This window comes from Candidatus Diapherotrites archaeon, from assembly GCA_040755695.1.
GTDB lineage: Archaea > Iainarchaeota > Iainarchaeia > Iainarchaeales > 1-14-0-10-31-34 > JBFMAK01.
This window is the reverse complement of the sequence record JBFMAK010000003.1, coordinates 61,154-85,797: the sequence shown is the minus strand read 5'-3', so window position 1 is coordinate 85,797 and position 24,644 is coordinate 61,154. Positions and strand designations below refer to the sequence as shown.

The window sequence follows — 24,644 nt, the reverse complement described above, 5'->3', positions numbered from 1 at the left end:
CACTTTTAGTGCGGGGTGAATTGCGACACAAAACTTTTTCTTTTACTCTCACTTATTTCTTTTATCGAGCGCAGTGCCCTAACGGGCACTCTTTGATGGCTCGATAGGAGAACTTTTTATGAATCGCGATGTTTTGAATAGCTATCCGCACGCAAAAGCGCAGTGCGTTTACCACTTGCAGTGGTGCACTAAATACAGATACAATATGTTAAGGAAAGACAAGTATAAAAAAATATATGAAGAAATCTTGAAAGAAATAGCCAAAAGGCATGAAATGCTGATTTTGAGTTTGGCAATCCAACCAGAACACACACATATTGTTGTAAGCACTAGGCCTTGCATTCCCCAGTCAAAAGCATTACAGTTACTGAAAGGCGGTTCAAGTTATGAGTTGTTCAGAAGACAGCCTTTGTTCAGGTTAAGGTATCCTAAAGGGCATTTCTGGAGCCCAGGAAAGTTTGCTAGAACAGTTGGGAACGTTGACTTGGAAACAACAATAGATTACGTTGAAAAACAAGCAAACCAAACAATGCTGTCAGCTTTTTACTGACTGCAGAAACTCCGAGTCGCCCGCAGGCGACCTCGCCCCGCAAGGGCGAGCCTTTAGGTCGGAGAGAATGTCATATTAGTAGGCAAATCCATTTATTTATCTTCCGCTATAGTAAACAATTAAAATACTTTTAAAACAAAGTTTAATCAGGTACAATGAATAAAATAGATTTTAAACCAAAGATTAGTGTAGTTATCCCTGCTTATAACAGAAATGAATTATTAAAAAGAACTTTGAAAGCTTTGCTTAATCAATCAATTAAAATAAAAGATTATGAAATAATTGTTGTGGGGTGTAAAAAAAATAAAACCAAAAAAGTTTTTGATGAAATTAAGACAAAAAATATATTTTTTTATGAGATTGATTCAGATTTTCCAGATAGAAAAAGAAATTTTGGCATTTTAAAGGCCAAGGCTGATTTAATTGCTTTTACTGATGACGATGTAACCCCCAAAAATAATTGGCTTGAGGAATTAATTGTTTTGTTCAAAAACCCGGAGATTGCAGGAATCGAGGGCAAAACTGTTGGCCACTCTAAAGGCGTTTTTTATCATTCTCCCCAAAACATTTCAGGCAACTATTTTCCTGCTTGCAATATAGCCTTTAGAAAGAATATTTTAAGGAAAGTCAAGGGATTTGATGAAAACTATAATTTCTTTAGGGAGGATACTGACTTGGCTTTTAGAGTTTTAAGTAATAATAAAAAAATTGCTTTCGCCCCCAATGCAATAGTTTATCATCCCCCGAGAAAGATTAGTAGGCTTTCAATATTAAAAGAATTATTCCTAATAAAAGGGGATGTAAGACTTTACAAAAAGTTTCCTCAATTGTACAAAAAAACTTTTGGGTTTATTTGTAGGGGAGGCTTAAAGCAGGCGTTATTTGCTTGGCCCTCTTTTTTGCTTTTAATATTTTTTTCATTAAATAATCATTGGATTTTTTTCTTTGGTTTGTTGTTAATAATAATTTTTGTTAAATACTTAATTGGATTAAAAGGCAAGAAATATTCTTTTTTTGATGCATTTTCTTATATATTAATTTCTTATTTAAGAGACCTATTGTTTCCTTTTTTCTTTTTGTTTTATTATTTTAGCGTTTCATTAAAATAAATTTTGGTAGTTATATTTTTTTATGAATGTAGCTATTGTATCCCCATATGCTGCACCTGAAAAGGGAGCTTGTGTTATTAGGGTTAGCAGTTTTAGAGAATATTTTTATAGTAAAGGGCACCAAGTAAAAATTTTTGCCCCTTTAAGGGGGGGCAATGTAAAAGAAGTTAGTGGTGTCAAAAGATATAAAAGTGTGGGGGAATTAATAAAACTTATAAATAAAAATTTTGATTTAGTAATTGGGACTTCCCCCCCAATGACTAATTCATTTTTTGCTTTGATTAAATGTAAAATTCTTGGCATTCCTTTTGTGCTGGATGTTCGGGACCCGTGGACTTATGCTGTTGAATCACTTAAACTCCATTCAAAAAAAAGCATAAAATTAAAATTATTTAAAACAATTGAATTTTTTTGTTATAAATTTTCCAATAAAATTTTTGTGGTTTCGGATTTCTTAAAAAATTTTATAGTTGATAATGGGGTCCCCGCAGGCAAGGTTATGATTATAAGCAATGGGTCTGACCCGGTAATGGTAAAAAAATCTAATCCTGAAAGAAAAAAAATTAGAAAGAAACTTGAGATAAAACCATATGACAAAGTTCTAATTTATGCTGGTACAGCAGGGGGAAAAGAATTGGATGAGATTTTATTATCATTAAAAGATTTAATAAAAGAGTTTAATTTGCATTTAATTTTCATTTTAAGTTCTGATTTATCTAAAGAAAACGAAAAAAAATTAAGGGAGATTGTTTTGCTTGTTAAATCTCTTGGCATAAAAAATAATTTCCATTTAATAAAATCTGTTGATTATAATAAAATTTACAAATATTTTTCTGCTGCAGATATTGGGTTGAATCCTCTTCCTAATTTGATGGAGTATTGTTTGCCTGCAAAGACATATGATTATATGGCTGCCGGCTTACCAATTATGGCTAAAGGGCCTAAGAATGGGGCATTACATAATTTTTTTAAAGAATACAAAGTAGGATATTTTGCTGTTTCTTGGAACGAATTCAAACTAAAATTAAAAAAATCATTAAAGAACTATAAAAAGTTTAAAGTAAAGGGAATTAATGGAAGAAAATTAGTAATTCAAATGTTTTCAAGAAAAAAAGCTAGTGAATTAGCATTGAATGAATTAATTAGGTTGGTGAAATAATGGTTAAGGTATTGCTTACCTTTGCAACTTCTTCTTTTATTCCAGGGGGCGTTGAAGTATTTAGTGATCAGCTCAATAAAGTTTTTGGTGATATTATTACTATAAGTTTAAATAATACAATTAAGAATTCGGCTTCTTACAAATTTTATTTTCCCCCTTTAAAAGAACCAAAAATTGCTTATTTAATTGACAAATATTTTATAGATAAATATAAAGAAATATCTCCAGAGCTAATTTTTGTTAATGGAATGTATGGGTGGGCGCTTCCAGAAAAAAAAACTAGGGCCCCAATAATAAACATTTTGCATGGCGGTTATGCGCCTTTTGCAGATAGTGCTTTACCTAAATTTAGTTTAGATTACTTTAGAAATAGATTTATTTATTCTTTTTTTGAGAGGTTAAGCGCAAAAAAGGCAAAATTGAGAATTTCAAATTCAAATTTTACAAGAGATCAAATAAAAAATTATTATGGCTTAGACAGTAAAGTTGTTAACCCAGCAATTGATACAAATATTTTTAGACCTATTAACAAAAACAAAGCAATAAAAAAATTGAATTTGCCTCAAAATAAGAAGATTGCTTTATTTGTCGGAAGGCCTAATTATGCAAAAGGTTTTGACATTATTGTAAAACTTGCAAAAATGTGCCCGCACATTAATTTTGTTAACATATTATACCCGCCAGTTAATTCAACAAATAAAAATATGATTATAAAATCTTTTGTACCCCATCAAAAAATGGTTGAATATTTTTCTGCTGCAGATTTTTTGCTTTGGCCTTCAAGATTTGAAGGCTTTGGTTTTGTTCCATTAGAGGCTCTTTCATGTAATATCCCAGTAATTGCTTTTAGAACAGGCATATTAAATGAAATAAACATAAAAGGTATTTACTATGTTAAAAATAATCTGGCTGAAGAATATTTAAAAATAATAAATTCAAGGGTTTATAATCAAAAAATTAGCTCTCGCAAGTATATCAAAAAAAATTTTTCTTTTAATAAATTTAAAAGAGAATTTAAAAAAATTGCAGGGGAAGTCTCTAAATGAATTTTAATTATTTTTTAGTCCGTTTAATGCAGCCTTTCAATATAACCCCCAAAGATTTTATTGTTGAAACAACTAATATCTGTAACTTGAAGTGTGTTGGCTGTGATAATAAATTAATAAAAAGCAAAGGGGAACTGTCTTTAAATAACTACAAAAAAATATTAAAACAATTGGAAAAATTAAAAGCAAAAAGTATCGCCTTTGACTTGGGTGGAGAACCACTCCTAAATGAAAACACTCTTAAAATGGTTAAACTTGCCTCACAAAAAGGAATTAAAACCTTTTTTAGTTCAAATGCAACTTTTTTAGATAAATTTGAAACGCAGGTATTTGATTCAGGACTTGATACAATAATGTTGGATTTAGATGGTATGTCAAATAGAACATATTCAAAATTCAGAAAAAACGGAGATTTTACAAAAGTTATTAATAATATAAAAAACTTTTGTCTAAAGAAGAAGGCGCTCAAAACAAAAAAACCCCAAATAATACTAAATTATATAGTCACAAAATATAATGAAAAAGAAATCCCAAAGGCAATAAGTTTTTGTAAAGAATACAATATAAATTATTTGTTGCTGAAAAAATTGCATTCAATGATTATAGAGCCAGCGAATGTATTAAAGTTGTTGCCCGAAAACAAAAAATTTCAGAGAGATACAAAAAAAACAAAAAGAACAATTTGTGATTTTATTTTTAATAAGGCTGTAATTCGATGGAATGGGCAGATGGGCTTGTGTTGCTATGATATAAAAGGGGAATATAATTTTGGAACAGTTAAGGGGAAAAAAATTATAGAACTGCTTAAAAGCAAAACATGCAAAGAACGGCAGAAAAAAATTGTTAATAGGGAATTTCCGCTTTGCAAATCATGCACCCAGGGGCAAGATTTTGGCGAATTCATAAAAATTGATTAGTGTGTATAATTTAAACTCTGCAAATTATTTTTTTAACTAGGTTTTAATGCATTCCATTATTATGATTTTGCAGAATCTGGCCGTAAAATCCCTTATAATTTTTCCCCTTTCAAATGGAGAGGGGGATATCCCGAATTCCTGTTTAATTTCAAATTTATTTTTGTTTAGAATTCTTTTAATTTTAGAGTAACTTATCGGCTCAAAAATTTCCCAAGCTTTTTCTTTTTTACGTGTGAACCGCTTTGCCAGTAACCAGACCCCAAAGAAACTTTCCTTATTTCGAAAAGAAATAATTAATTTTCCGTTAGGTTTTATTATCCTGTTAAGTTCAGAAATTATTTTTAAATCTGGGAGGGCTTCAAGTTTTTGAAAGCAGAGAATCATTTCATAACTGTTAGAATTGATTTGCAGAGTTGGAAAATTTGATATTATTGGGGTAATCTTTTGTTTCAAATTATCTGCTTTAATTCTTTCATTAATAAATATAATTGGCTGCCTGGACATTTCGATTATTTTGTATTCATCAAATTTTTTTTCTTTTAACAATCTGACCATATGTGTACCATTATAAGGTAGCAGCTCTACAACTTTTTTATTGTTTAAAAGATTTAATACTATTTTTATTTCGCTTTCAAACTCTTTTTTTGTTCCGTACGAAAAAGAGTTGGCGTTAGCAGATGTTTGTCTTATTGTTTTATCTCTGAATTCGATTATCTGTTTTGTATTCCATTCTGTTGGGGAAATGCTTAGTGGGAGCCCACATCTGTTAAATTCAAATTTATTAAATGAGATTATTTCTTGTGGCTTTTTTCTTTCAGGAGCAATTATTTTTTCATTTGAATAACCTAACAATACAAATGAAACAATCAAATAATATTTTGGTATTCCTAAGATTTTTTTTAGTATTTCTTCTTTGCCTACATGTGATACCCATACACTTGAAATGCCTTCATTTTCTGCTGCTAATAAAAGATTTTGTATTGCTGCAGAAGCACTCATTAAGTCTGCATTTTCCTCAGTTGCAATGTTTTTTTCATAAATAATTAGAATTGTTGTAGGAGCCTTCAATATTAATGGAGAAGATTTGGCTTTTTCTACTATTTTTTCTTTTATTTTTTTTTCGTTTAATACTATAAATTTCCAGCCTTGTTGATTGCATGCACTTGGAGCCCACTGGGCTAATTCAATTAATCTAAATATTTTTTTCCTGGGAATTTTTTTATTAATAAATTTTCTTATGCTTCTTCTTCTTTTTATAGCTTCAATAACATCCATTATTTAACCCCCATTGAATGTAAGATACTGCTCCCAAACTGTCGTAAAGTAAATGTATCAGGGCACAATAATGATATATTCATTACAAATCTTTTTAATGTTTCATTTCCGCTAGAAAAATATCTTTTTTTATCAAAAACCCTGTTCCCGCTTATTTGAATAAATTTTTCATTCTCATAAAATATTCCATCCAAACAATTGATTTCTACCTCGCTTTCTGCACCTATGTTAATCTCAGTATCTTTTTCAATCAATTCAGAAAAAAATCTTAAACTTTTGTCATTCCATCCAACAACATGAATTACATCTTTCCAGCTAAGCTTAGTTTGTTTGTTAGTTTTCTTATTTTTTAAGTTCATTCCAATACTCGTTCTTATCCCTCCATTTAAATCAATATTTTTCATTAGCCAATTAATATGTTTTTTTATGTTATACTTTTCGTATTTTTCTGTTAATTTTATTGACCTAAGAATATCGCCAGCCCCAGCAACAAAAATAGGGTATTTGTATAACTTAAACTCATCATCTTTTTTTTGATATCCAAAACAAAAGCCACCATCTTCATTTTCCATTTTTTTAATAAATTTAATAGCATTAATGGCTGAATCTACATACTTTTGATCTTTTGTTTTGTCAAATAATTTTAAGAGGGCTGGAATGCAGCGAGCAGTATAATATGTAATAATTTTTTCCTTTAATTCAGTTTGATAAATACCCCCCGCAAATTCTTCTTCATTTTGTTGTGATATTATAAAATTCCCGTTTTTTATTGCCAATTTTAAATAAAGTTTATTTTTTGTTAATTCATGCATTTCAAGCAATAGTTCTATTATAGTTGCTATTTTGTTTGGAACAAAAACACCTTTATTTTTTAAGGCATACTTTTTTTTATATTGAAAAAATAAGCCAGTTTTTTTATCAAATAATTGATTGAAATGATATAACTCAATATTTTTTGTCAGGACTTCAAAATACTTATCCCAATTAAACTTATTTTCTTTTAATAATTTTATTAAATCTACTAAAGCCAAACAAACAGCTGTTTCATGCGGGATTGCCCCCCCTCCAAGGACCGGATTAGCTTCGAATCCTGAATTCAAGAAGTTCCCGTTATCAAGCTGACTTGATATTATATGGTTGCCTCCTCTAATTGCTAATTTAAAAAACTGCTGGTCGCCAGTTTTTTTGAGTAAGGTTATGTATGAATTGATTAATCCTTCATATCTCCAGTCAATTCCAGGCCCTATATAATTTAATGAATCTTGCCAGTAGTGCACTACTGGACCACCATAACCTTTTTTCTGTTCCATTGTATTAAGCCAAAAAATAATTTTACCTATTTCTTCTTCCATTTTATTGAACCTTATTTATTTTTACTAAACATTGACCTTATCGTTATTTTATTGATTACTTTTTTCAATATTTTTGAGTCATACTTATCGAATCTAAAAAACTCTTTTGTATCAATAGAGATTAAATATTTGATTTTTAAAATGTGCCTCCTAATCAAAAAATCGAGGGAAGTGGCAACCAGATATCCAATTGCAATTCCTATTAACCCAAAAGGAATTATAAAAATATACATCAAAAAAAGCATTAAAAGTAATGAAAAAATATAGACTTTTGTGAGGGTTTTTTGTTCTTTATAAGCAAAGTAAATCGGCCTGATTGAAATATTTATAGCCCCAAACGGTAAAATTAAAATTAAAATTAAAAAAACAGGAATGCTTTCAATATATTTTGAACCAAAAAATATTATTGCTGCAGTTGGCACTACGGTAAATGCGAGTATAAGCATTAAAATTGAGAGCCATAAGCCGTATTTTGAAATTTTCTTATAAATTATCTTAACTTTTTCTTTTGTGGTTATTATTGATGCTATAAGAGGGGCAAAAATCATATCGATTGCATCAATTATAATCAAGAAAAAATACTGTAATTTAACCGCTGTGGAATATATAGCCACCGCATTTATACCTAATATTAAGTTTATTATCCAGTAAGGCAAGTTAACCTGCAAGTTTTTTATTTGCCCAATGATAACATTGTATTTTCCGTGGCCTTTAATTAAATTAATGAATAGATTTGCTTTTATTCTAGGGGTATTTTTTAAATAATAAAGAGTTTTAATAAAAAATGGTGCTGAAATAAAAATGCTAACCAGCCCGGCAATAATATATGCAAGAATTACAAACTCAATTGTTCGAATGTGAAATATGAAAAAAAAGATGCATATTAGACCAAGGCGGCTTAAAGAATCCCCACTTTGAAGTAAAGTTAAGTAATTAAACTTAGAATGAGAATTAAAACATACAATAAAAATATTTTTAACTGCAAAAATTAGAAGCATAAAAGAAATTAACTTTAAAATAGTGGTAATATTTTGGATTACTGGAAAAAATCCTGCTAAATCTGATGAAAATAAAAAAGTAATTAAAAATAATATCCCCGCAAGCAGTAATTGCATCTGGGAAAATCTTAAAATTAGTGATTTTACCGCTCCATATTTTTTTTTACCAATTTCTACAGCAATATCTGAAATTAGGACGCCGCTTATACCAAAATCAATGATCATCTCGATCAAAGAAATGGCAGACAAAGCCAGAGTAAGCATACCGAATTCTGTAACACCTAAAAATCTAATGAAGATTAATGTTGTTAGGAAAGCAATAAAATTGGTAAACAACGTATTTGAAATAACAATTAAGCTATTTTTTATAATGAGTTTTTCTGTAGACATAGATTAAACCAATTTATAAATATCAATTAATTGTTTGATCTTATTTTCCCATCTAGCATGGCTGGCTTTTTCTTTTGCTTTTTTTTTTATTGCTTCTCTGTTCTTGATTTTAATTATTCTTAAAATTTTTCTTGCTGTTTCTTTTGGATTTTTGAAATCAACAATAAAACCATTTTTTTTATTCTTTATAATATAATTGAAACTTCCGATGTTGTTCACAATTGGTATTAGCCCTGCGGTCATCCCTTCTAAAACACTTAAACCAAAGCCTTCATAAGCACTTGCTGAGACAAGAAAGTCTCCTTCAGAATATATTTTTCTTATTTCTTTATCAGTTTTTCCGCCGAGAAATTTAACTTCTTTTTCCAGCCCCAGCTGATTCCTTAATTCTGTCAGACCTTTTTTTAGGGCACCCCAATCCTCTCCAACTATGACTAACTTGAACTTTGTATGCGGGCTTAATTTTTTTAATTCACTAATAGCTTTTATTAATAAATCGATTTGTTTATTTTTTGAAATTCTGCCCACGAAAATAAAATTAATGCCGTTATGTTTTTTATTTTCTGTTTTTGCCCAAAAATCAAAATCAATTCCATTCTCGATTAAAGTCATTTTTTTTCTTCGGGTAATTTTTTCAAAAAGATCATAGTCATTTTTGCTAACTGCAATCACCCTGTCTGCTTTTTTCAATAATTGTTTAACCCAAAAATTAAAATAAAATTTCTTTAAAGTCATTATTTTTTTTGTATGGAAAATTCCGCCATGGGTGTGCAAAACAATTTTTTTCTTGTGTAAATACTTTGTCAAAACTAAGAAATCAAGGAAAAAACCTAAACCATGAATATGTAATATATCATAGTCTTTTACAAAATTAAGTGCTTGCGGCGCTATCTTATAATATTTAAGTTCAATGAAATTAATTCTGTGAATTTTTATTCCCTTAAATGTTTCAAAGTCTTTTAATTTTTTTTGTCCTTGACCACACTTGTTTAAGCACAACACTTCTGCTTGAATGCCTTGCTTTTTTAATCCAAGGCAAATCTGCTCTACTACCTTTTCTACCCCCCCAATGCATGGCCAGAAACGATTGCTTATATGTAATACTTTCATTTTTCTACCCCAAGAATGCCAGCAATTAATCCAAAACAAAATACAATATTCCTAAGGCTTACAATAAATGGGCTTATTATTCCAACTTTTAAATCCTTCTTTAATGAAAAAACAGTGAAAGGAAATAAGGAGATAATGTAAATCAATAACAAAACAGCATTTATTTCTGCATAAAGTATATTAAATGCACTCAATATTGAAAATAAAAATATTCCATAAACCATTCCTATTTGAAATTTCATAATTTTGGGCGTATAAGAATCTTTCACAATTTTTTGTTTATGTTTATTGTACAGCGGAATTCTGTAAAAAGCTCTGTAAAATTTTACTTTCAAGTAATAAAATAGGCTCTCCGGATGCTTATGATATACTATGGCCTCCTGATTAAAAACTAGGTTTAATTTTCTTTCTTGCATCTTATAACTTATGTCGGGGTCTTCCCCGCTGGCTGAAGGAAAGTTTTCATCAAACCCCCCTAATTTAATAAATATATCTTTCTTATATGCTGCCGCATAACTTCCAATCCAATCAACAAATTTTTCTTTTCTCATTTTTTCGTACCTGTCCTCAATTTCTATTTGAACATATCTTGCTATTATGCAGTCCTGTTTTGTTTTATAGGCTCCCTGAACGCCAGCAATATTTTTGTTTTTAAAAGGTTTTAATATTTCCTTGAGCCAGTTACTTTCAGCTTCACAATCAGAATCAGTAAAAACTAAAATTTCTCCCCCGGCTTTTTTTGCTCCCAAATTCCTTGCTTTCGCAGGACCCGCATGACTTTGTTCAATTAATTTTATTTTTTTGTTTTTCCCGTATTTTTCTCTGATAATATTTTTTGTGTTATCTGTGCTTCCATCATCAACCAAAATAACTTCATAATTCAATTCAATTTTTTGATTTAGTATTGAATCAATACATTTTTTAATAGTCTTTTCTCCATTGAACATGGGAATAATTACTGAAGCCATTATATTATTTTTATTTAATTGCAATGACAACCATCTCCTCTTGAAGTGGTTGGGGAAGCAAGGGATGAATTAACTCTCTTAAAAAAAATAGTTTTTTGTGTTTACTTCCATAATTACTTTCTTCAGTGTATGGAAAACATTGAAATTTTAGTACTTTAAACCCATTTCTTTCTATTATTTTAATTAATTCTCTTTTCCCAAATAAATTGAAATGAAGTTTTGCATTGTAAGATTTGGTTATAATGTTAATTAGACTGTACTTGTTTGGGGTTGTGATAATTAGTACGCCGTTTTTTTTTAGAACTCGATAACTCTCTTTAATAAATTTTTCAGGGTGCTTTAAGTGTTCAATCAGTTCCCCGCTTACAACAGTATTAAAACTTTTATTGGCATAAGGCATTTTCTCGGCATTACCTTTTTTGTAATAATTGTTTTCTTTTTTTGTTTCTGTATCAAGACCGTAAATATTTCTTTTTCTAACTTTTTTTATGAGTTGCTGGTGTAGGGTGCCGCACACATAACCCACATCAAGAATTTTGCCTTTTGTGTAAGATAAAATTAAATCAACCCTTGTCTGCATTAATTTCACTTATTCCTTATAATATTTGCCTAAAGTAATAAGATACTTAATAATTCATTTTTTCTCAAGTAACTCTTTTGTTTTAATGTTTGCGTGAAGCAGGTCATTAAAGTCTCCTGCATCAAGCCATTTGCCTTTGAGTTTGCTTGCTTTCAATGTCCCCCTTTTTATGTATTCGCTGTTTACTTCTGTTATTTCTGTTTCTCCTCTGGAGCTGGGCTTCAATTTTCTTATTATGTTAAATACTTCGTGTGTGTACATGTAAATTCCAATTGAAATCAGATTGCTTGGGGGCTCTTCTGGCTTTTCTATTAATTTTATTACGTTTTCTCCTTCTATTACTGCAACGCCTGATTTTTTTGCTTCCTCTTTTGTGCCCTCATAGAGCATTATCCTTGCTTCCTCCTTGCCTTTCTCGAATTCCTTGACAAAAGGCTTGAGCGACTCAAATATTATGTTGTCTCCGTTGATTGAGACAAATTTGTCTTTGTCCACAAAATCTTCTGCTAATGCAATTGCGCTTGGAATGCCCCCGGAATCATCTTGCACCCTGTAAGTGAATTTCACCCCAAAATTTTTTCCTGAACCAAGAAGAGAGAATATTGCGCCTGCATGGTATGTGCCTGTTACAACCATTATGTCTGTTATGCCTGCGCTTTTTAATGCCTCTAATGGATAGTAAATCATTGGCTTGTCGTATATTGGAAGCAGGTGCTTGTTTGTAACCTTTGTTAAAGGCATAAGCCTTGTGCCTGTACCTCCTGCTAAAATTACCCCTTTCATTTTTTTCACCTTTTATTTTACTAGCGGATTCCACCACCATTCATTGTCCTTGTACCATTTTATTGTTTCTCTTATTCCTTTCTGGAATTCTGTTTTGGGTTTCCATCCAAGCCTTTTTATTTTGTTGCTGTCCAGTGAGTATCTCCTGTCGTGGCCTAGCCTGTCTTTCACGTATTCAATCATTTCTTTTCCTTGTTCTAGCTCTTCAAGAATTGTTTTTGTTAATTCAATGTTTTTTATTTCATTGCCTGCGCTGATATTGTATACCTCTCCATTTTCTCCTTTCTCTATACATAATTGTATTGCCTCGCAGTTGTCTTTGACGTAAAGCCAGTCCCTTACATTCAGGCCGTCGCCGTACAATGGAACTTTTTTTCCTTTCAGCAGGTTCGTTATAAATAACGGAATGACCTTTTCAGGGAACTGGTGGCTTCCGTAATTATTGCATGACCTTGTAATTATCACCGGCAGGCCGTACGTAGCATGATACGAGTATGCAAGCCTGTCTGCTCCTGCCTTGCTTGCGGAGTAAGGGTTGCGCGGCATCAAAACGCTTTTGTCCTCAAAAAATTTTCCCTCTTCAATGCTTCCGTAAACCTCATCTGTTGAGATCTGAATGAACTTCTTAACTTTGTTTTTTTTTGCCTCTTCAAGAAGGACATATGCGCCTAGTACATCTGTTTTAATGAAGTCTGCAGCGTTTTCAATGCTTCTGTCCACATGGCTTTCTGCCGCAAAATTCACTACAATTTCCGCTTCATCCATTGCTTTTGATACTGTTTCCTTGTCGCAGATGTCTCCTTTGATGAATTTGTAATTGGGGTTTTTTTCTATTTCCCTTAAATTTTCGAGGCGCCCTGCATAGGTGAGCTTGTCCAAATTCACAATTTTTGCTTTCGGGTCATAACCCAGCAAGAATTTTATGTAGTGGCTTCCTATGAATCCTGCCCCGCCTGTAACCAGATAATTCATTTAAATTTTCCTCCTAAAAATTTAAATATTTTAACAGTAGTTGAAATCATTTTTTTTACCTTATAGAAGTATGCCTGAAAAAGCTTTTTATTAAGTTATTTGCCGGCTTGTTTAAATTGCTTATGGTACAAAAAAGAAACAATTCTAGGGATTTTTTTCGTACCATTTTATTGTTTCTCTTATTCCTTTTTCGAACGGTGTCTTTGGCTTCCAGCCCAAAATTTTTTTTGCTTTTTTTATTGAGACATTCTTTTCTGTTTCCTCTTTTTCTGCTTTCCTGTTGAATTCAATTTCAGCTTTTGAGCCCATTAAATCAATAATTTTTTTTGTTATGTCAATAATTTTCTGCTGGCTCCCTGAAGCAATATTGAATGAATGGCCTCCGATTTCTTGGATTTTTTCTATTGCGCAAGCAAAGGCTTCGGCTGTGTCTTTTGCGAAAATGAAATCCCTTAAGGTTGTTCCGTCACCGTTTATTGTGGGGTTCTTTTTTTTAAGGACGCTTTTTATTGTTCCAGGTACAAGCCTGCTGAAGTTATAGTCTTTTGGGCCGTAAACATTTGAATTCCTCAGTGAAACAGTTGGAATGCCAAAATCATAAAAATAGTTTCTGGTTATTGTTTCAGCACAGGCTTTTGTGGTTGCATAAACCTTTGCCGGATTCAAGCAGGCTTCCTCTGAAATTATTTCTCCCTTTTGCTGTCCGTAAACCTTAGTGGTTGAGGCAAGCACAAATCCTTTCACCTTATTTTTCCTGCAGGCTTCAAGCACGTTCCAAGTGCCCTTAACATTGGTTTCAAAGCATTCAAGGGCATTTTTTTCTGCAAGAGAAACCCTTGCATAGGCCGCCAGGTGAACGCAGTAGTCAGGCTTAATTTTTCCAACAATTTTTTGGGCTTCAGCAAAATTCGTGATGTCAGCCTCAAATAAGCGTTCACTTTTCTCCATTGCATTTTTTTCCATGCCGTAAACCTCTTTTCCTTTTTCCTCAAGCAATGGCACAATCCATCTCCCGAGGAATCCGCTGCTTCCTGTTACAAGGATTTTTTCCTGAGACATTTTTTTCTACACCAAAAGTTTTCCGAATTTTATGCTGCCATAAAGCCTTGCGGTTTTTACTAATATTACGTAAAGGGTTCCGCCCAAAACTATCATTAAAGCGTGCAAAGGGCTTTTATTTTCAATAAAAGTAATTCCTCTGGGGCTACTTAAGTTGAAATTGCCTTTTTCATTCCAGAGGCCTGTTGCAACCCTAAAATCTTCCAGTGGATTAACAAAAAAACCTCCCTTTACATGTAAGAATTTTTTACACAGTTCATTCGGGTGTTTTTTGTATAAAAGCGCATCGTTTGTGTGGTATTTAAGTCTTTGCAGTACATATTTTGTTAAGCCAATTAACCCTTTTGGTTTAACTGCCTTGTGGTCATGTTCATATTTTGCATTCACTAACTTAAATTTATAGCCCAATTCCATTATCTTGAAACTCAAGTCAGTGTCTTCCCTGTAATATTTGTATTCCTCATCATAACCACCCACTTTTTTTAGTAAATCTCTTTTAAAGGCAGTTGAAGTTCCACCGTAATAACCGTACGAGCTTACTACACCTATTTCTTTAGAATTAAAATCTTTTACAAGATCTAAAGCCCACGTCTTTATTGGTATGCAATCATGATCCATGTTGATTATTATCTCATTTTTTGAGGCGTTTATTCCTGCATTTCTGGCCTTACAAACACCGGCATGCGGCAAACTAATTAATTTTATTTTTTTGTTTTTCCCGTATTTTTCTCTGATAATATTTTTTGTGTTATCTGTGCTTCCGTCATCAACCACAATTACTTCGTACTGGGAAGGGTATTCAAGGTTTAACATTGCACTGATTACCTTTTCTAATGTTTTTATGTTATTATAAGTTGCTATAACTATACTTAGATTAGGCCATTTTTTCACTTAAAAACCCCTCTATCAACTTAATAATTTTCCCGCCCTTTTCTTCTCTTTTAGGATTAAAAAATTTTATCTTCTTTATGGCATCTTTGAGGTCATTAATTCTTAGAACTGCGATTGCTTTGCCTTCTTCTTCAAGCTTTTTTGCTAGTTCCAACTGGTGGTCGTTTGTATGTTCATAAAATTTTTTTAATCTTGGAACAATAATAATTTTTTTGTTTAATTGAAGAGCTGCCCCAATTGAACCGGCTCCGCCATGGGTAATAAAGAGATCAGCTTTTTTTATTAAAATATTAAATTCTTTTGGGCTAATAAATTTTTTATATTGAAAATTTTTTGGTTTATACTTGGAAAACCCTGTTTGCGCGAAAATTTTTTCTTTTAATACCGTTTGTTCTTTTAATTTATCAATCTCTTTTAATAATCGATTGAATTGTTGCGTGTGGGTTCCAACACTAACAAAAATCAAAATATTGGCCCCCCAAGAACTGATTTTTTGTAAAATTTCTCTAGGCCTTCCCATTGAACAATAAATAGGTCAGCAATGGGATAAATTAGCCTTCCGCTAAGTGAAGGGCTTTTAGTTCTACAGAAGCTTTCAATAAATATTATTTTTTTTCCAAACAGTTTTGCCAGGTAACAGGTTGGCACTGTCACGTCAGCGCCAATACTTATTACCAAATCTGGCTTTTCTCGTAGAAAAATAACTAGCGATTGAAAAAAATTAACTATGAACTTTAATGGATTGCGGCCAGGCCTTTCAACAAAATATGCTTTTTCATTTTTTTTTAACTCCTCTGTATCATATCTCTTAAAGGTAACAAAGTAATGATTGTATTTAGAAAAAATCCTTTTCAATTGAAGTATTTCGCTTAAATGACCTCCGGCTGAGCAAGTTAAACAAATTTTCAAAAATTGATCGCCCCAATAAAATTCAAATAAAAGTATATTAGCGTAATGGCGGCTATAATGCACTGCAAAAAAAGAATGATTGAAACTACTCGAATTTCTGTAAACTTGCCCCTGCGCATTATCCATTGTGTTAGAGAACCACCTCGCGGGTCTGCCTTTAATGTTCCGTCTTTTTGAGGTATCCCAAAACATTGCGACTGAAACCTGTGTTTTGCTTTAAACAAGAGCTCTATAAAAAATAAAGCTATTAGTATAATCCCAATCTTTTCCATGTTCCCAATAATAACAATTGATGCAATCAACGCCCCATTCATCAAGGTGAGTGAATCGCCAGGAAAAATTTTTGTGGGGTACCAATTAAATTTAAGAAAAGCAATCAATGCACCCATTATTGATGCAATCAGAATTATTGATTCAAGACTGTTTCCAACATACAAGGGATTTAAAAAGTTGACAATGCTTATAACCAATAATGTAAAAAAAGAAATTAAACCCAATCCTACCTCTAATCCGTTTAACCCTGCAAGCATGTTAAATGCATTGCTTGCTCCAGTTATCCCGAGAGGGACGAAAATTAAAGAATAATAAACACCAAAATAGACTGCCCCTATCAGAGGAAAAGTCATTTCATTAACCCCTGCCTTTACTGCCATTAAGGGCAAAGCGGCTACCAAAGGAAATAATGCGTGTTGCCATTGCCGTATTCCTTTTTTCCAGCCAATCAAATCGTCAACTACCCCTAACAGGCCTATTAAAAGGGCAGTGCAAAAAACAGCAAAAATTATTGTTAAATTTATGCTAAAAAATTTTAAATAAGTATTAATGAATATAGAAAGTATTATCCCCAAACTAAAGCCAAATAAAACTGTGACGCCCCCCATTTCTGGAATTTTCGGTTTGTCATATTTATTTAAATCTGTTCCAACAATGCCTCTCCTCACCAGTTTTTCAATTAAAAAAGGGATTACCAAATAAGTGCTGATAAAACTGCAAAAAAAAATTAATATAATAGATAAAATTATGTTTATGTTAAGCATTAAACCCCCTGTCTGTTCAACCCATATTATTAACCTACTTTGAACACTTTTACAGTAGTGTTGGACCCGCTAGCAGAGTAAACTTCTTTAATATTCTTTATGGAAGGATCATCAAACCAGATTCTTGCTAGTATTGTTTTGTTGGCTGCTGCATTTAATACATAAATATCTGAATTATTTTCAGTTCTGTACATAAATAAAGGCATGGATTCTGAGTACAACTGGTTAGGTGTTGTAATGTAAACATATGGCAACTGCAAAAAGACACTTTCGGGTATTTGGTTTTGCCCGCAAGTGTAGGATACTTCATTGGTTATTTTATTTGTTTCTTTACTGCAAGGAACTCTATTTACAAAGTATTTGTTTATTTTTGGGTTAGAATAATCTAACTTTGCTTCATTGGCATAGAATGCCATTGAACCTAAACTTTCTAAAGTGTCACTTGACCCGGCAATTATATAATCAGAACCATATTTTTTAATTATGTTTAAAGCTTCATCTTCGCTTTCACTAGTAGAAAATTTTCCAAAAGCAAAATTTGCATTAAGGTCATTATTTCTATTGTCCGTTGTTACCATTCTCTGCCCAACAAAAGTAATCCAGTGCCCTTCATTCCACCAATTAAAAAATTTTGCATCTTTTTCAGTATTGTTCTTCACCCAATTCAAAGCATCCTTCCAGCTGTTATCATACTCTATGTTGGGCGGGTTTTGGGTCATAAAAAAAACTGCCGAGGCAACCCCTAAAAGCATCATGAACCCAATGAATAAGCCTATGACTTTTTTTTCAATTGAAGGCCTGCCAGCCGAAAAAATGTAAAGGGAATAGGTTACAACTGCCGCAGCTGCGGCAACACCTAAGCCAAAAGCATAAGTCATTTGAAGCCTGTTTACTGCCATATACCATGTTCCAACAACCCATAAGAAAATAAGTAATAAGGCAAAATCATTTTTCTTTTTCCATAGCCAGACAGGGGCTATAACCAGCAATAATATGGGGAAAATAAATAGTGCGTTGTACTTGGTTCCGAAAGAAGGCCAGCCAGGGCTTTGCTCACCAACTGTTTGCGTAAAGATATCAGAAGCAGGCCTTTCTTTTAAAGTGTAAAATTGAATATAACCAGTAAATCCATCTGTCCAGAACCCCCAACCTTTAACTAGATTAAGTGCAGAGAATATTCCGATAATTATTATAATTAAAACAAACAAGTCAATTATTTTTTTTGTTTTGACGCCCCTGACAAACATTAACACCGGAATTAAAATTAGACATCCAACAATCACATACATTGCTATCAAATACCAGCCTCCGCCCGCCCACAAAGACAACGATAAAAATATTCCTGCAAGCACTGAATTAATGATGGCACTCCTTCTGTCATCCAACCTTTTTATCATTCTAACAGCAAAATAGAATCCTAAAACCATTGGAAAGAAGGTCATTGAGGCTCCCTCAAAGAACCCTGCCATTGTCCTATAAACAAATGCTGGAGTTACAGCAGCAAAGAATGCTCCAAGGTATCCTGCCTTCCTGTCATTGTATAATTCCTTGAAGAGGAAGTACATTGCTATTGCAGTCATTGCGCCCCAGAAGGCAGGAATCAGTTTAACAAAAAATATCCATGTGGCTTCATTGTATGGCCCCCATAAAGTGAAAATATTGTAAATTAATGCAGAAGAATACCACCATATTGGAAACATCCTCCAGCTTATTACAGAGCCGCCCATCTGATAGTAAGCCAAAGGGTCTCTTGCAGGAACTGAACCAGTCTGAATGACATATGATACAACCCTTGCATGCCAGTAAGAGTCAAACTCAAAGAACAATTCAAACCTGATTAGATATGCCCTTATCCCGAAGGCCAGCAGGAAGAGCAAGAAAAGAATGAATACGGTTTTCTTGTTTTCCATAATCTTTGATTTAATTGAACCTAAACTTAAGTCCATACAATATTTTTCCCCGGCAAAACAATTTAAATTGTTTCAATTCCACTGCAGTGGATTGAAAATTTTCAAGCAAAGCTTGAAACCTTAATATTATTCTAAGGCATACAAATTAAAATATAAGTTTTGGTACAAAAGCAGTATTTTTTGATTAAATTTTTTCTAAAAAAAGTTTGTTACTGAAAGCCGTTTTTGATCAAACTTTTATAAAAAGTTTGTTGTTGAAGGCTGTTTTTGATCAAACTTTTATAAAAAGTTTGTTGTTGAAGGCTGTTTTTGATCAAACTTTTATAAAAAGTTTGTTGTTGAAGGCTGTTTTTGATCAAACTTTTATAAAAAGTTTGATTGGCAGCGTCTAGGATGCTCCGTTCGAAAGAACAGTGCAAGCCTTTTCGCTGAAGATCTTAACTTCCGGGTTCGGGGCGAGTCCGGGTGTTTTCCCTTCGCTTTGACCGCCAATCAAAATAAATTGTGTTTGAAAGCCTTTTTATTTCTTTCTTTTCTTCTTGCCTTTTTTTGCTTTAGGTTTTTTCTTGGGCTTTGCCTTCCTTGCTTTTTTCACTTTTTTCTTCTTGCCTTTTTTTGTTTTCTTTTTTGCTTTTGTTTTTTTTGTAGGCTTTCTTGCTTTAATCTTTTTCTCTTTCTTTAATTCTTTTTTTCTAGGAATTTTTGTAGGCTTTTCTTCTATTAGTTCTTCTTCTAATTCTGCTGGCTTTTTCTTTTTGTTTATTGCGCTTATGAGGGCTGCTGCCTTCTCGAGGCCTTTCCTTAGGAGCTCTTCTCTTTTTGCTCCAGCGCAGATTACCTTTCCGTTCTTGAATAACAGTAAAGTCAGTTTTGGTTCATCAATTCTCAGGATTGCTCCAGGGAATTGCTCTGGCTCGTATTCAACGTTATCCAGACTTAATGCTGTCTGGAATAAGTCTAATGTTTGGTTCAAATTCGCTGTTGCAACCAAGTTGACGACATTGTATTCCACTTCTCTCAGCACTTTCACTTTTGGCTGTATTTCGTGGATTATCTTTGATGCCTTTATTATTGCTAAAGAAATCTCTTTTTCGTTTGATGCCCCTGAGCAGATGACTTTTCCGTTCTTGAATAAAAGCATTGAAACCTTGGGCTCCTTTAATTTGAGTATTGCTCCAGGGAATTGCTCTGGCTCGTACTCAATGTTTGGAACGCTTATAGCCAAATTATAAAGGTCTAGAGTTGCATTCAGGTTAGCTGAAGCAACCAAATTAACGATATGGTATTCCATTCAATTTGCCCCCTAAAAATTCTGAAATTATGTTTAATTTATTTAAAAGCCTAAATAAAAAGAGTTACGGAAGCCTTAAAAAGCTATTTAAAAAAGCCAAAAAAAACAAAAAACAGACGAAAACATGACAGAGCCCGGAAAAGGGGCTGGCCTTGCACTTAAACTCATTTCTGCACCTAATTAAAATTTGGTTCAGGCAAAAGGAGATAAGGAAGGTTTAATTTTTTGAATTAAGGGGGTTCCCAAGAGGGATACGCCCCATCTAATAATCGTCGTAGTTTGCCACTTCTTCTCAGTTGCATATATTTTAGCCCTGCCTTTTCACCAAGTATTTGGCAAGCCGTGATTTGGTCAAATTTACTAAAGTTATGAAACCTGGTGAGGTCAATTTTCTTAAGAATTTTACAAAATTCCTTATCGCTCATAATTTTAATTTTTGGAATTCTGCTTACACGATAACGGCTTTTTTTTCTTGGGGGCATCCTTCCTACCATTTATTTTCCTCCGCTGCAAAAGCAATACACATAATATGTTTGAAGTTATATAAATTCATTCCTTAAATGTCAAAAAAGAAAGAGAAGGCTTTATTAGGTTGTTTTTATATATTTTTCGAGGCACTAATTTCTGTTATTAATTTACCGTGATTTAGGTATTTACATAAGGATGTGGTTTTTTTTGCCTGGAAAGAAAGCAAGGGGGAAGAGGGCAAAGCAGAGGGACAACCTCAAGAAGAGGAAGAGGGCTACAGTGAATTCCCTGCTGGCTGAATTAAAGGATAATGCTACAGTGCAGGTGAGCATTGATTCCAGCGTTCATTCAGGTCTTCCGCACCACAGGTTCCAGGGAAAGACTGGAACAGTAATAGAAAAAAGAGGCTCCTGCTATAAGATTAAATTGAGGGACGGCAATAAGTCCAAAGAGCTTGTAGTGCATCCTGCTCACTTGAAGGAATTGAAGTAGAAGAATTGGAGTTGATGGATTGTGTTGGAGGAAAAGGTTCTGGGAAAAAAGGCTGTGACTTTGGCTGAAGTAAAGGAATTGCTTAAGGAGAGGGCAAAGGAGTCAGAATTAAGCTATGAGCAGGGCGTTACCTTGAAGTATGCAGAAAAGTTTGCTCATCTTGCTAAGACAAAGGCAGCAAAACTGGTTGAAGAACTCCAGGAAATCGAGGGCATGACTTATGAGTTTGCTGTGAAGCTTGTTGACGTAATGCCCAAGACAATGGAAGTATTTGAATTGATGGTTCCAAAGAACGTAAAGCTTTCAGAGGAAAAAAAGAAGGAAGTATTTAATTTAATTAAAAAGAATTCTTGAATTAATTTGCTGGGGAGGCTCAAAAGATTTTTTTTGAATTGAAGAGTGATTGAAATGCCTAACGAAGAATATGCAATTGTATTAGACTATTTACCTACAGGAAAGAGCGACTCCTATAAAAGCGACCCTGTGGCGCAGGTGATAGGGAAAGAGCATTTAACCCTGCTTGAAATAATCCCTAAAACTCAATTGAAGTCAGGCGAGATAATATACATTGGAAAAGAGGAAAGGGATAAAGTGCAGTACACCAAGAGAAGGATTTCTTTCTTTGACCTTACAAGCAATTCTTTGTCTGAACTGAACAAGGCAGTAGAAAAAATTGTTTTGGACAACGAAAAGCAGTTCATTGAATTCTTCAACAAGGCAGGGCCTATTACCATTAGAATGCATCAATTGGAGCTCCTTCCAGGCCTAGGAAAAAAGCACATGTTCAATATCCTTGAGGAAAGGCGGAATAAGCCTTTTGAGTCTTATTCGGACATAGAGAAGAGGGTGCATTTAATGCCTGACCCTGTCAAGACAATAATTAAGAGGATAATGATTGAATTGGAGGACGAAAAGCAGAAGCATTATCTTTTCGCTAGGCCTCCCTCAAAGCACGAGGAAGAAGAAAGATTCAGGTATAAGAGGAAGTATTGAATTCTGTTTATGCAGGACTTGTTCGCTGAATTGAATGACTTAATGGTCAGGTATCATTTTAGGCCCCAGAAAAAATTATCCCAGAACTTTCTCTTGGACGAAAAAATTATTGAATTAATGGTTGATTCAGCTTCTCTTTCCCCTTCTGATACAGCCCTTGAAATAGGCTGTGGGACAGGCTTTCTCACGCGGAAAATCCTCGAGAAATGCAGGGCAATAGGAGTAGAATTTGATGCCCCTTTAATTGAACTCCTGAAAAACGAAGTTAAGTCAGAGTCCTTCACCTTGCTTGAAGGAGACTTCCTTTCCCTTGAAATCCCTTCATTCAACAAAATTGTTAGTTCTCCTCCTTACGCTATTTCTTCAGAAATAATGTTCAGGCTTTTTTCCTTGAAATTTGAACTTGCAGTATTATTATTCCAGGAGGAGTTCGCAGACAAATTGCTGGCCCAGCCTGGCTTCAGGAAATACAATGCCCTTACAGTTGCATGCAATTATTTCTGCGATTGCAAGATGATAAAGAAAGTGAATGCAGGCTCCTTTTTTCCAAAGCCTCCATCTGAATCCTGCATCCTAAAACTTGAATGGAAGAAAAGCAAAGAGCAGGCAAAAAATGACCCTCAATTCATTGAATTTTTAAAGGAAGTATTCCGCCTCAAGAACAAGAACTTCTCTAATGCCCTGCAGAATTCCCTTCCCTTCCTGAATAAGAAAATTGAATTCAACGAAAAAGAGGTTGCAGGAAAGCTTTCTTCCCTTGAGTTCGCGCACGAAAAAGTCTACTTGCTTGAATGCAATGATTTCGTGAAAGCATTCAATGAATTGTTCTGATTTTATTTTATTTCTTCTAGGATGATTTCCTGCAATTCAATGGCATTGTTTTTTTGGGCGTATTTTGCTGCTAATTCCAGTTTCCTTCTGTTTTCTGCGTAGATTTCGTATAGAACGTCATTCACTTTGATTTTTTGACCGTCTTCTGCCTTGAGCATTACGCCTGCCTTCTTGTCTGCTGGAGCTCCAGCAATCCTTGCAACCTCGTTCAGTATCTTCACGTTAATGCTGCTTATTTCTCCTTCTTTTTCTGAGAGAATTTTCTTTTTTAAAGGGCTTAATTTTATTTGGTCTGAAGACAGGATTTTTCCTCCTTGGGCTCTGATTATTTCCTGCATTTTCTTGAGTGCTTTCCCGTTCTTGAGGATTTCTTTTGCTTTTATTGCTCCCATTCCCTTCCTTTCTTTTCCTGCTAGCTCTAATAGAATGCCTGAGAGGTCGCAGGCTTTTTCTGCCAGTTCATCAAAGACTTTTCCTTCAAGTATTTCCATTACAAGCCTTGCTTCTAATGCTGGGCCGAATGCTTTGCCGCACGGCTTGCTTCCGTCTGTGAGGACAACCTCAACCTTCATTCCAAGATTTTTTCCCACTTCAATGAATTTTTTTGCCATTGCCTCTGCTTTCTCTCTTGTTTTTACTTTGGTGTGAGGCCCTACAGGAATGTCTATTACAACATATCTTGCTCCTACGCTTGCCTTTTTTCCCATTACTGATGCAATCACTTGACCATTAGGGTCCAGGCTTAAAGGATGCTCGATTTTGATTATTTTGTCGTCTGCTGGAGCCAGGTCTAATGCCCCTCCCCATGCAATTACCCCCCCTAATTTTTCAGTAATTTTTTTTATTTGCTCTAATGAAAGGCAGACATTTGAAAGGATTTCCATTGCGTCTGCTGTTCCTGCAGAAGAGGTTATTGAGCGGGAGGATGTTTTCGGGATGTAAAGCCCTTGGGATGCAATTATTGGCACCAAAATCATTGTGGTTCTCCCGTTCACTCCTCCAATTGAGTGCTTGTCTACAACTGGCTCTCTCTCTAAGCGCAGTCTTTCCCCGTCTTTCACTAATGCTTTGGTCATTGAAATTGTTTCTCCCAAGCTGAATCCATTAATGTATATTGCTGAAACAAAAGCGCTTGCCTCTATCTCGCTCAGCTTGTTCTCGCTTAAGTCTTTCACTACCTCCATTATCTCTTTTTCTGTTAGTGCCTGCTTGTCCATTTTTTTCTTTATTAATTTGACGCTTTCAGGCTGGGGAACAGCACTTACATGGAGAACATCTTTTGCTTTTGCTCCAATTATTTTTCTTACGTCTTCAAATAATCCTATTTCGTTCTCTTTTACTACAGAATCAGTGAGGTCTACTACTGTAACTATTTTTTTCCTTGTCCTTGGATTGAATATCTCCACTCTGTCCAGGGGGAATACAGCTAATTGTTTTGCGTCGCATTCATGGATTACTGAAATGTATTTGCCTGCCTCTATGTCGAAGAGTTTTGCCTTCATTTTTTGCATGTAAGCCATTAATTCACCTGGGCAGAAAAATTAGCTCTTTTGA

General features: G+C 33.7%; 25 protein-coding genes and 1 rRNA gene. 9 read left to right on the top strand and 17 right to left on the bottom strand.

The annotated features are described in order from the left end of the window. The first annotated feature begins 118 nt into the window (after positions 1-118). The 5 genes from tnpA (at position 119) to AB1467_05595 (ending at position 4,781) form a co-directional block, all read left to right on the top strand. Positions 119-550 carry an IS200/IS605 family transposase gene (tnpA, locus tag AB1467_05615; GenBank protein MEW6295736.1) on the top strand — a complete coding sequence of 144 codons (432 nt, stop codon included), beginning with the start codon at positions 119-121 and terminating at the stop codon, positions 548-550. Between the two features lie 155 nt (positions 551-705). Then, entirely contained in the window at positions 706-1,659 is a 954-nt protein-coding gene (locus AB1467_05610) for a glycosyltransferase (protein MEW6295735.1), read from the top strand. 22 nt (positions 1,660-1,681) lie between these two features. Further along, positions 1,682-2,818 carry a glycosyltransferase family 4 protein gene (locus AB1467_05605; protein MEW6295734.1) on the top strand — a complete coding sequence of 379 codons (1,137 nt, stop codon included), beginning with the start codon at positions 1,682-1,684 and terminating at the stop codon, positions 2,816-2,818. Further along, on the top strand, positions 2,818-3,864 hold the full coding sequence (locus AB1467_05600; protein MEW6295733.1) for a glycosyltransferase family 4 protein: 1,047 nt from the start codon (positions 2,818-2,820) through the stop codon (positions 3,862-3,864). The genes AB1467_05605 and AB1467_05600 overlap by 1 nt, the downstream gene beginning before the upstream one ends. Further along, complete coding sequence (locus tag AB1467_05595; GenBank protein ID MEW6295732.1) at positions 3,861-4,781, top strand: radical SAM/SPASM domain-containing protein; 921 nt, start codon at positions 3,861-3,863, stop codon at positions 4,779-4,781. The genes AB1467_05600 and AB1467_05595 overlap by 4 nt, the downstream gene beginning before the upstream one ends. A gap of 36 nt (positions 4,782-4,817) precedes the next feature. Here AB1467_05595 and AB1467_05590 read toward each other — a convergent pair whose 3' ends face one another. The 16 genes from AB1467_05590 to AB1467_05515 form a co-directional block, all read right to left on the bottom strand. Continuing rightward, a complete protein-coding gene (locus tag AB1467_05590; protein ID MEW6295731.1) occupies positions 4,818-6,056 on the bottom strand; it encodes a nitroreductase family protein in 1,239 nt (412 codons plus the stop codon). Further along, positions 6,056-7,408: a hypothetical protein gene (locus AB1467_05585; GenBank protein ID MEW6295730.1), complete on the bottom strand. Its 1,353-nt coding sequence runs from the start codon at positions 7,406-7,408 to the stop codon at positions 6,056-6,058. Before AB1467_05585 ends, AB1467_05590 begins: the two co-directional genes overlap by 1 nt. 11 nt (positions 7,409-7,419) lie before the next feature. Then, positions 7,420-8,796: an oligosaccharide flippase family protein gene (locus AB1467_05580; GenBank protein MEW6295729.1), complete on the bottom strand. Its 1,377-nt coding sequence runs from the start codon at positions 8,794-8,796 to the stop codon at positions 7,420-7,422. Positions 8,797-8,799: 3 nt separating this feature from the next. Continuing rightward, positions 8,800-9,906 carry a glycosyltransferase family 4 protein gene (locus AB1467_05575; protein MEW6295728.1) on the bottom strand — a complete coding sequence of 369 codons (1,107 nt, stop codon included), beginning with the start codon at positions 9,904-9,906 and terminating at the stop codon, positions 8,800-8,802. Next, positions 9,903-10,874 (bottom strand): glycosyltransferase, encoded by a 972-nt coding sequence (locus AB1467_05570; protein MEW6295727.1) that lies wholly within the window; start codon positions 10,872-10,874, stop codon positions 9,903-9,905. Before AB1467_05570 ends, AB1467_05575 begins: the two co-directional genes overlap by 4 nt. Before the next feature lie 10 nt (positions 10,875-10,884). Next, positions 10,885-11,454 (bottom strand): methyltransferase domain-containing protein, encoded by a 570-nt coding sequence (locus AB1467_05565; GenBank protein ID MEW6295726.1) that lies wholly within the window; start codon positions 11,452-11,454, stop codon positions 10,885-10,887. A gap of 54 nt (positions 11,455-11,508) precedes the next feature. Continuing rightward, positions 11,509-12,237, bottom strand: coding sequence for a sugar phosphate nucleotidyltransferase (locus AB1467_05560; protein ID MEW6295725.1), 729 nt, complete (start codon positions 12,235-12,237; stop codon positions 11,509-11,511). A gap of 12 nt (positions 12,238-12,249) precedes the next feature. Then, the gene (gene rfbB / locus AB1467_05555; GenBank protein MEW6295724.1) at positions 12,250-13,209 is read right to left on the bottom strand and encodes a dTDP-glucose 4,6-dehydratase; all 960 of its coding nucleotides are present in this window, start codon (positions 13,207-13,209) and stop codon (positions 12,250-12,252) included. Positions 13,210-13,353: 144 nt separating this feature from the next. Next, the gene (locus AB1467_05550; GenBank protein ID MEW6295723.1) at positions 13,354-14,268 is read right to left on the bottom strand and encodes an NAD-dependent epimerase/dehydratase family protein; all 915 of its coding nucleotides are present in this window, start codon (positions 14,266-14,268) and stop codon (positions 13,354-13,356) included. 6 nt (positions 14,269-14,274) lie between these two features. Then, on the bottom strand, positions 14,275-15,159 hold the full coding sequence (locus tag AB1467_05545) for a glycosyltransferase family A protein (GenBank protein MEW6295722.1): 885 nt from the start codon (positions 15,157-15,159) through the stop codon (positions 14,275-14,277). After that, positions 15,143-15,679 carry a PssE/Cps14G family polysaccharide biosynthesis glycosyltransferase gene (gene pssE / locus AB1467_05540; protein MEW6295721.1) on the bottom strand — a complete coding sequence of 179 codons (537 nt, stop codon included), beginning with the start codon at positions 15,677-15,679 and terminating at the stop codon, positions 15,143-15,145. Before pssE ends, AB1467_05545 begins: the two co-directional genes overlap by 17 nt. Further along, positions 15,622-16,131: a PssD/Cps14F family polysaccharide biosynthesis glycosyltransferase gene (gene pssD, locus AB1467_05535; protein MEW6295720.1), complete on the bottom strand. Its 510-nt coding sequence runs from the start codon at positions 16,129-16,131 to the stop codon at positions 15,622-15,624. Before pssD ends, pssE begins: the two co-directional genes overlap by 58 nt. Continuing rightward, the gene (locus AB1467_05530; protein MEW6295719.1) at positions 16,065-17,105 is read right to left on the bottom strand and encodes a glycosyltransferase 4 family protein; all 1,041 of its coding nucleotides are present in this window, start codon (positions 17,103-17,105) and stop codon (positions 16,065-16,067) included. Before AB1467_05530 ends, pssD begins: the two co-directional genes overlap by 67 nt. A gap of 29 nt (positions 17,106-17,134) precedes the next feature. Further along, positions 17,135-19,051 carry an STT3 domain-containing protein gene (locus AB1467_05525; protein MEW6295718.1) on the bottom strand — a complete coding sequence of 639 codons (1,917 nt, stop codon included), beginning with the start codon at positions 19,049-19,051 and terminating at the stop codon, positions 17,135-17,137. Between the two features lie 340 nt (positions 19,052-19,391). Next, positions 19,392-19,508 (bottom strand): 5S ribosomal RNA (gene rrf, locus AB1467_05520). A gap of 27 nt (positions 19,509-19,535) precedes the next feature. Further along, complete coding sequence (locus tag AB1467_05515; protein ID MEW6295717.1) at positions 19,536-20,306, bottom strand: TATA-box-binding protein; 771 nt, start codon at positions 20,304-20,306, stop codon at positions 19,536-19,538. 675 nt (positions 20,307-20,981) lie between these two features. Between AB1467_05515 and AB1467_05510 the strand changes: the two genes are divergently transcribed. The 4 genes from AB1467_05510 to rsmA are packed head-to-tail and all read left to right on the top strand — an operon-like array spanning position 20,982 to position 23,090. Beyond that, positions 20,982-21,266 (top strand): 50S ribosomal protein L21e, encoded by a 285-nt coding sequence (locus AB1467_05510; protein ID MEW6295716.1) that lies wholly within the window; start codon positions 20,982-20,984, stop codon positions 21,264-21,266. 24 nt (positions 21,267-21,290) lie between these two features. Further along, positions 21,291-21,620, top strand: a complete 330-nt coding sequence (locus AB1467_05505; GenBank protein MEW6295715.1) for a hypothetical protein — start codon at positions 21,291-21,293, stop codon at positions 21,618-21,620. 54 nt (positions 21,621-21,674) lie between these two features. Beyond that, the gene (locus AB1467_05500; GenBank protein MEW6295714.1) at positions 21,675-22,259 is read left to right on the top strand and encodes a DUF655 domain-containing protein; all 585 of its coding nucleotides are present in this window, start codon (positions 21,675-21,677) and stop codon (positions 22,257-22,259) included. 9 nt (positions 22,260-22,268) lie between these two features. Beyond that, complete coding sequence (rsmA, locus tag AB1467_05495) at positions 22,269-23,090, top strand: 16S rRNA (adenine(1518)-N(6)/adenine(1519)-N(6))-dimethyltransferase RsmA (GenBank protein MEW6295713.1); 822 nt, start codon at positions 22,269-22,271, stop codon at positions 23,088-23,090. Between the two features lie 2 nt (positions 23,091-23,092). On the opposite strand, the gene AB1467_05490 is transcribed toward rsmA, so the two are convergent. Continuing rightward, positions 23,093-24,610, bottom strand: coding sequence for an AMP phosphorylase (locus AB1467_05490; GenBank protein MEW6295712.1), 1,518 nt, complete (start codon positions 24,608-24,610; stop codon positions 23,093-23,095). Positions 24,611-24,644 lie beyond the last annotated feature (34 nt).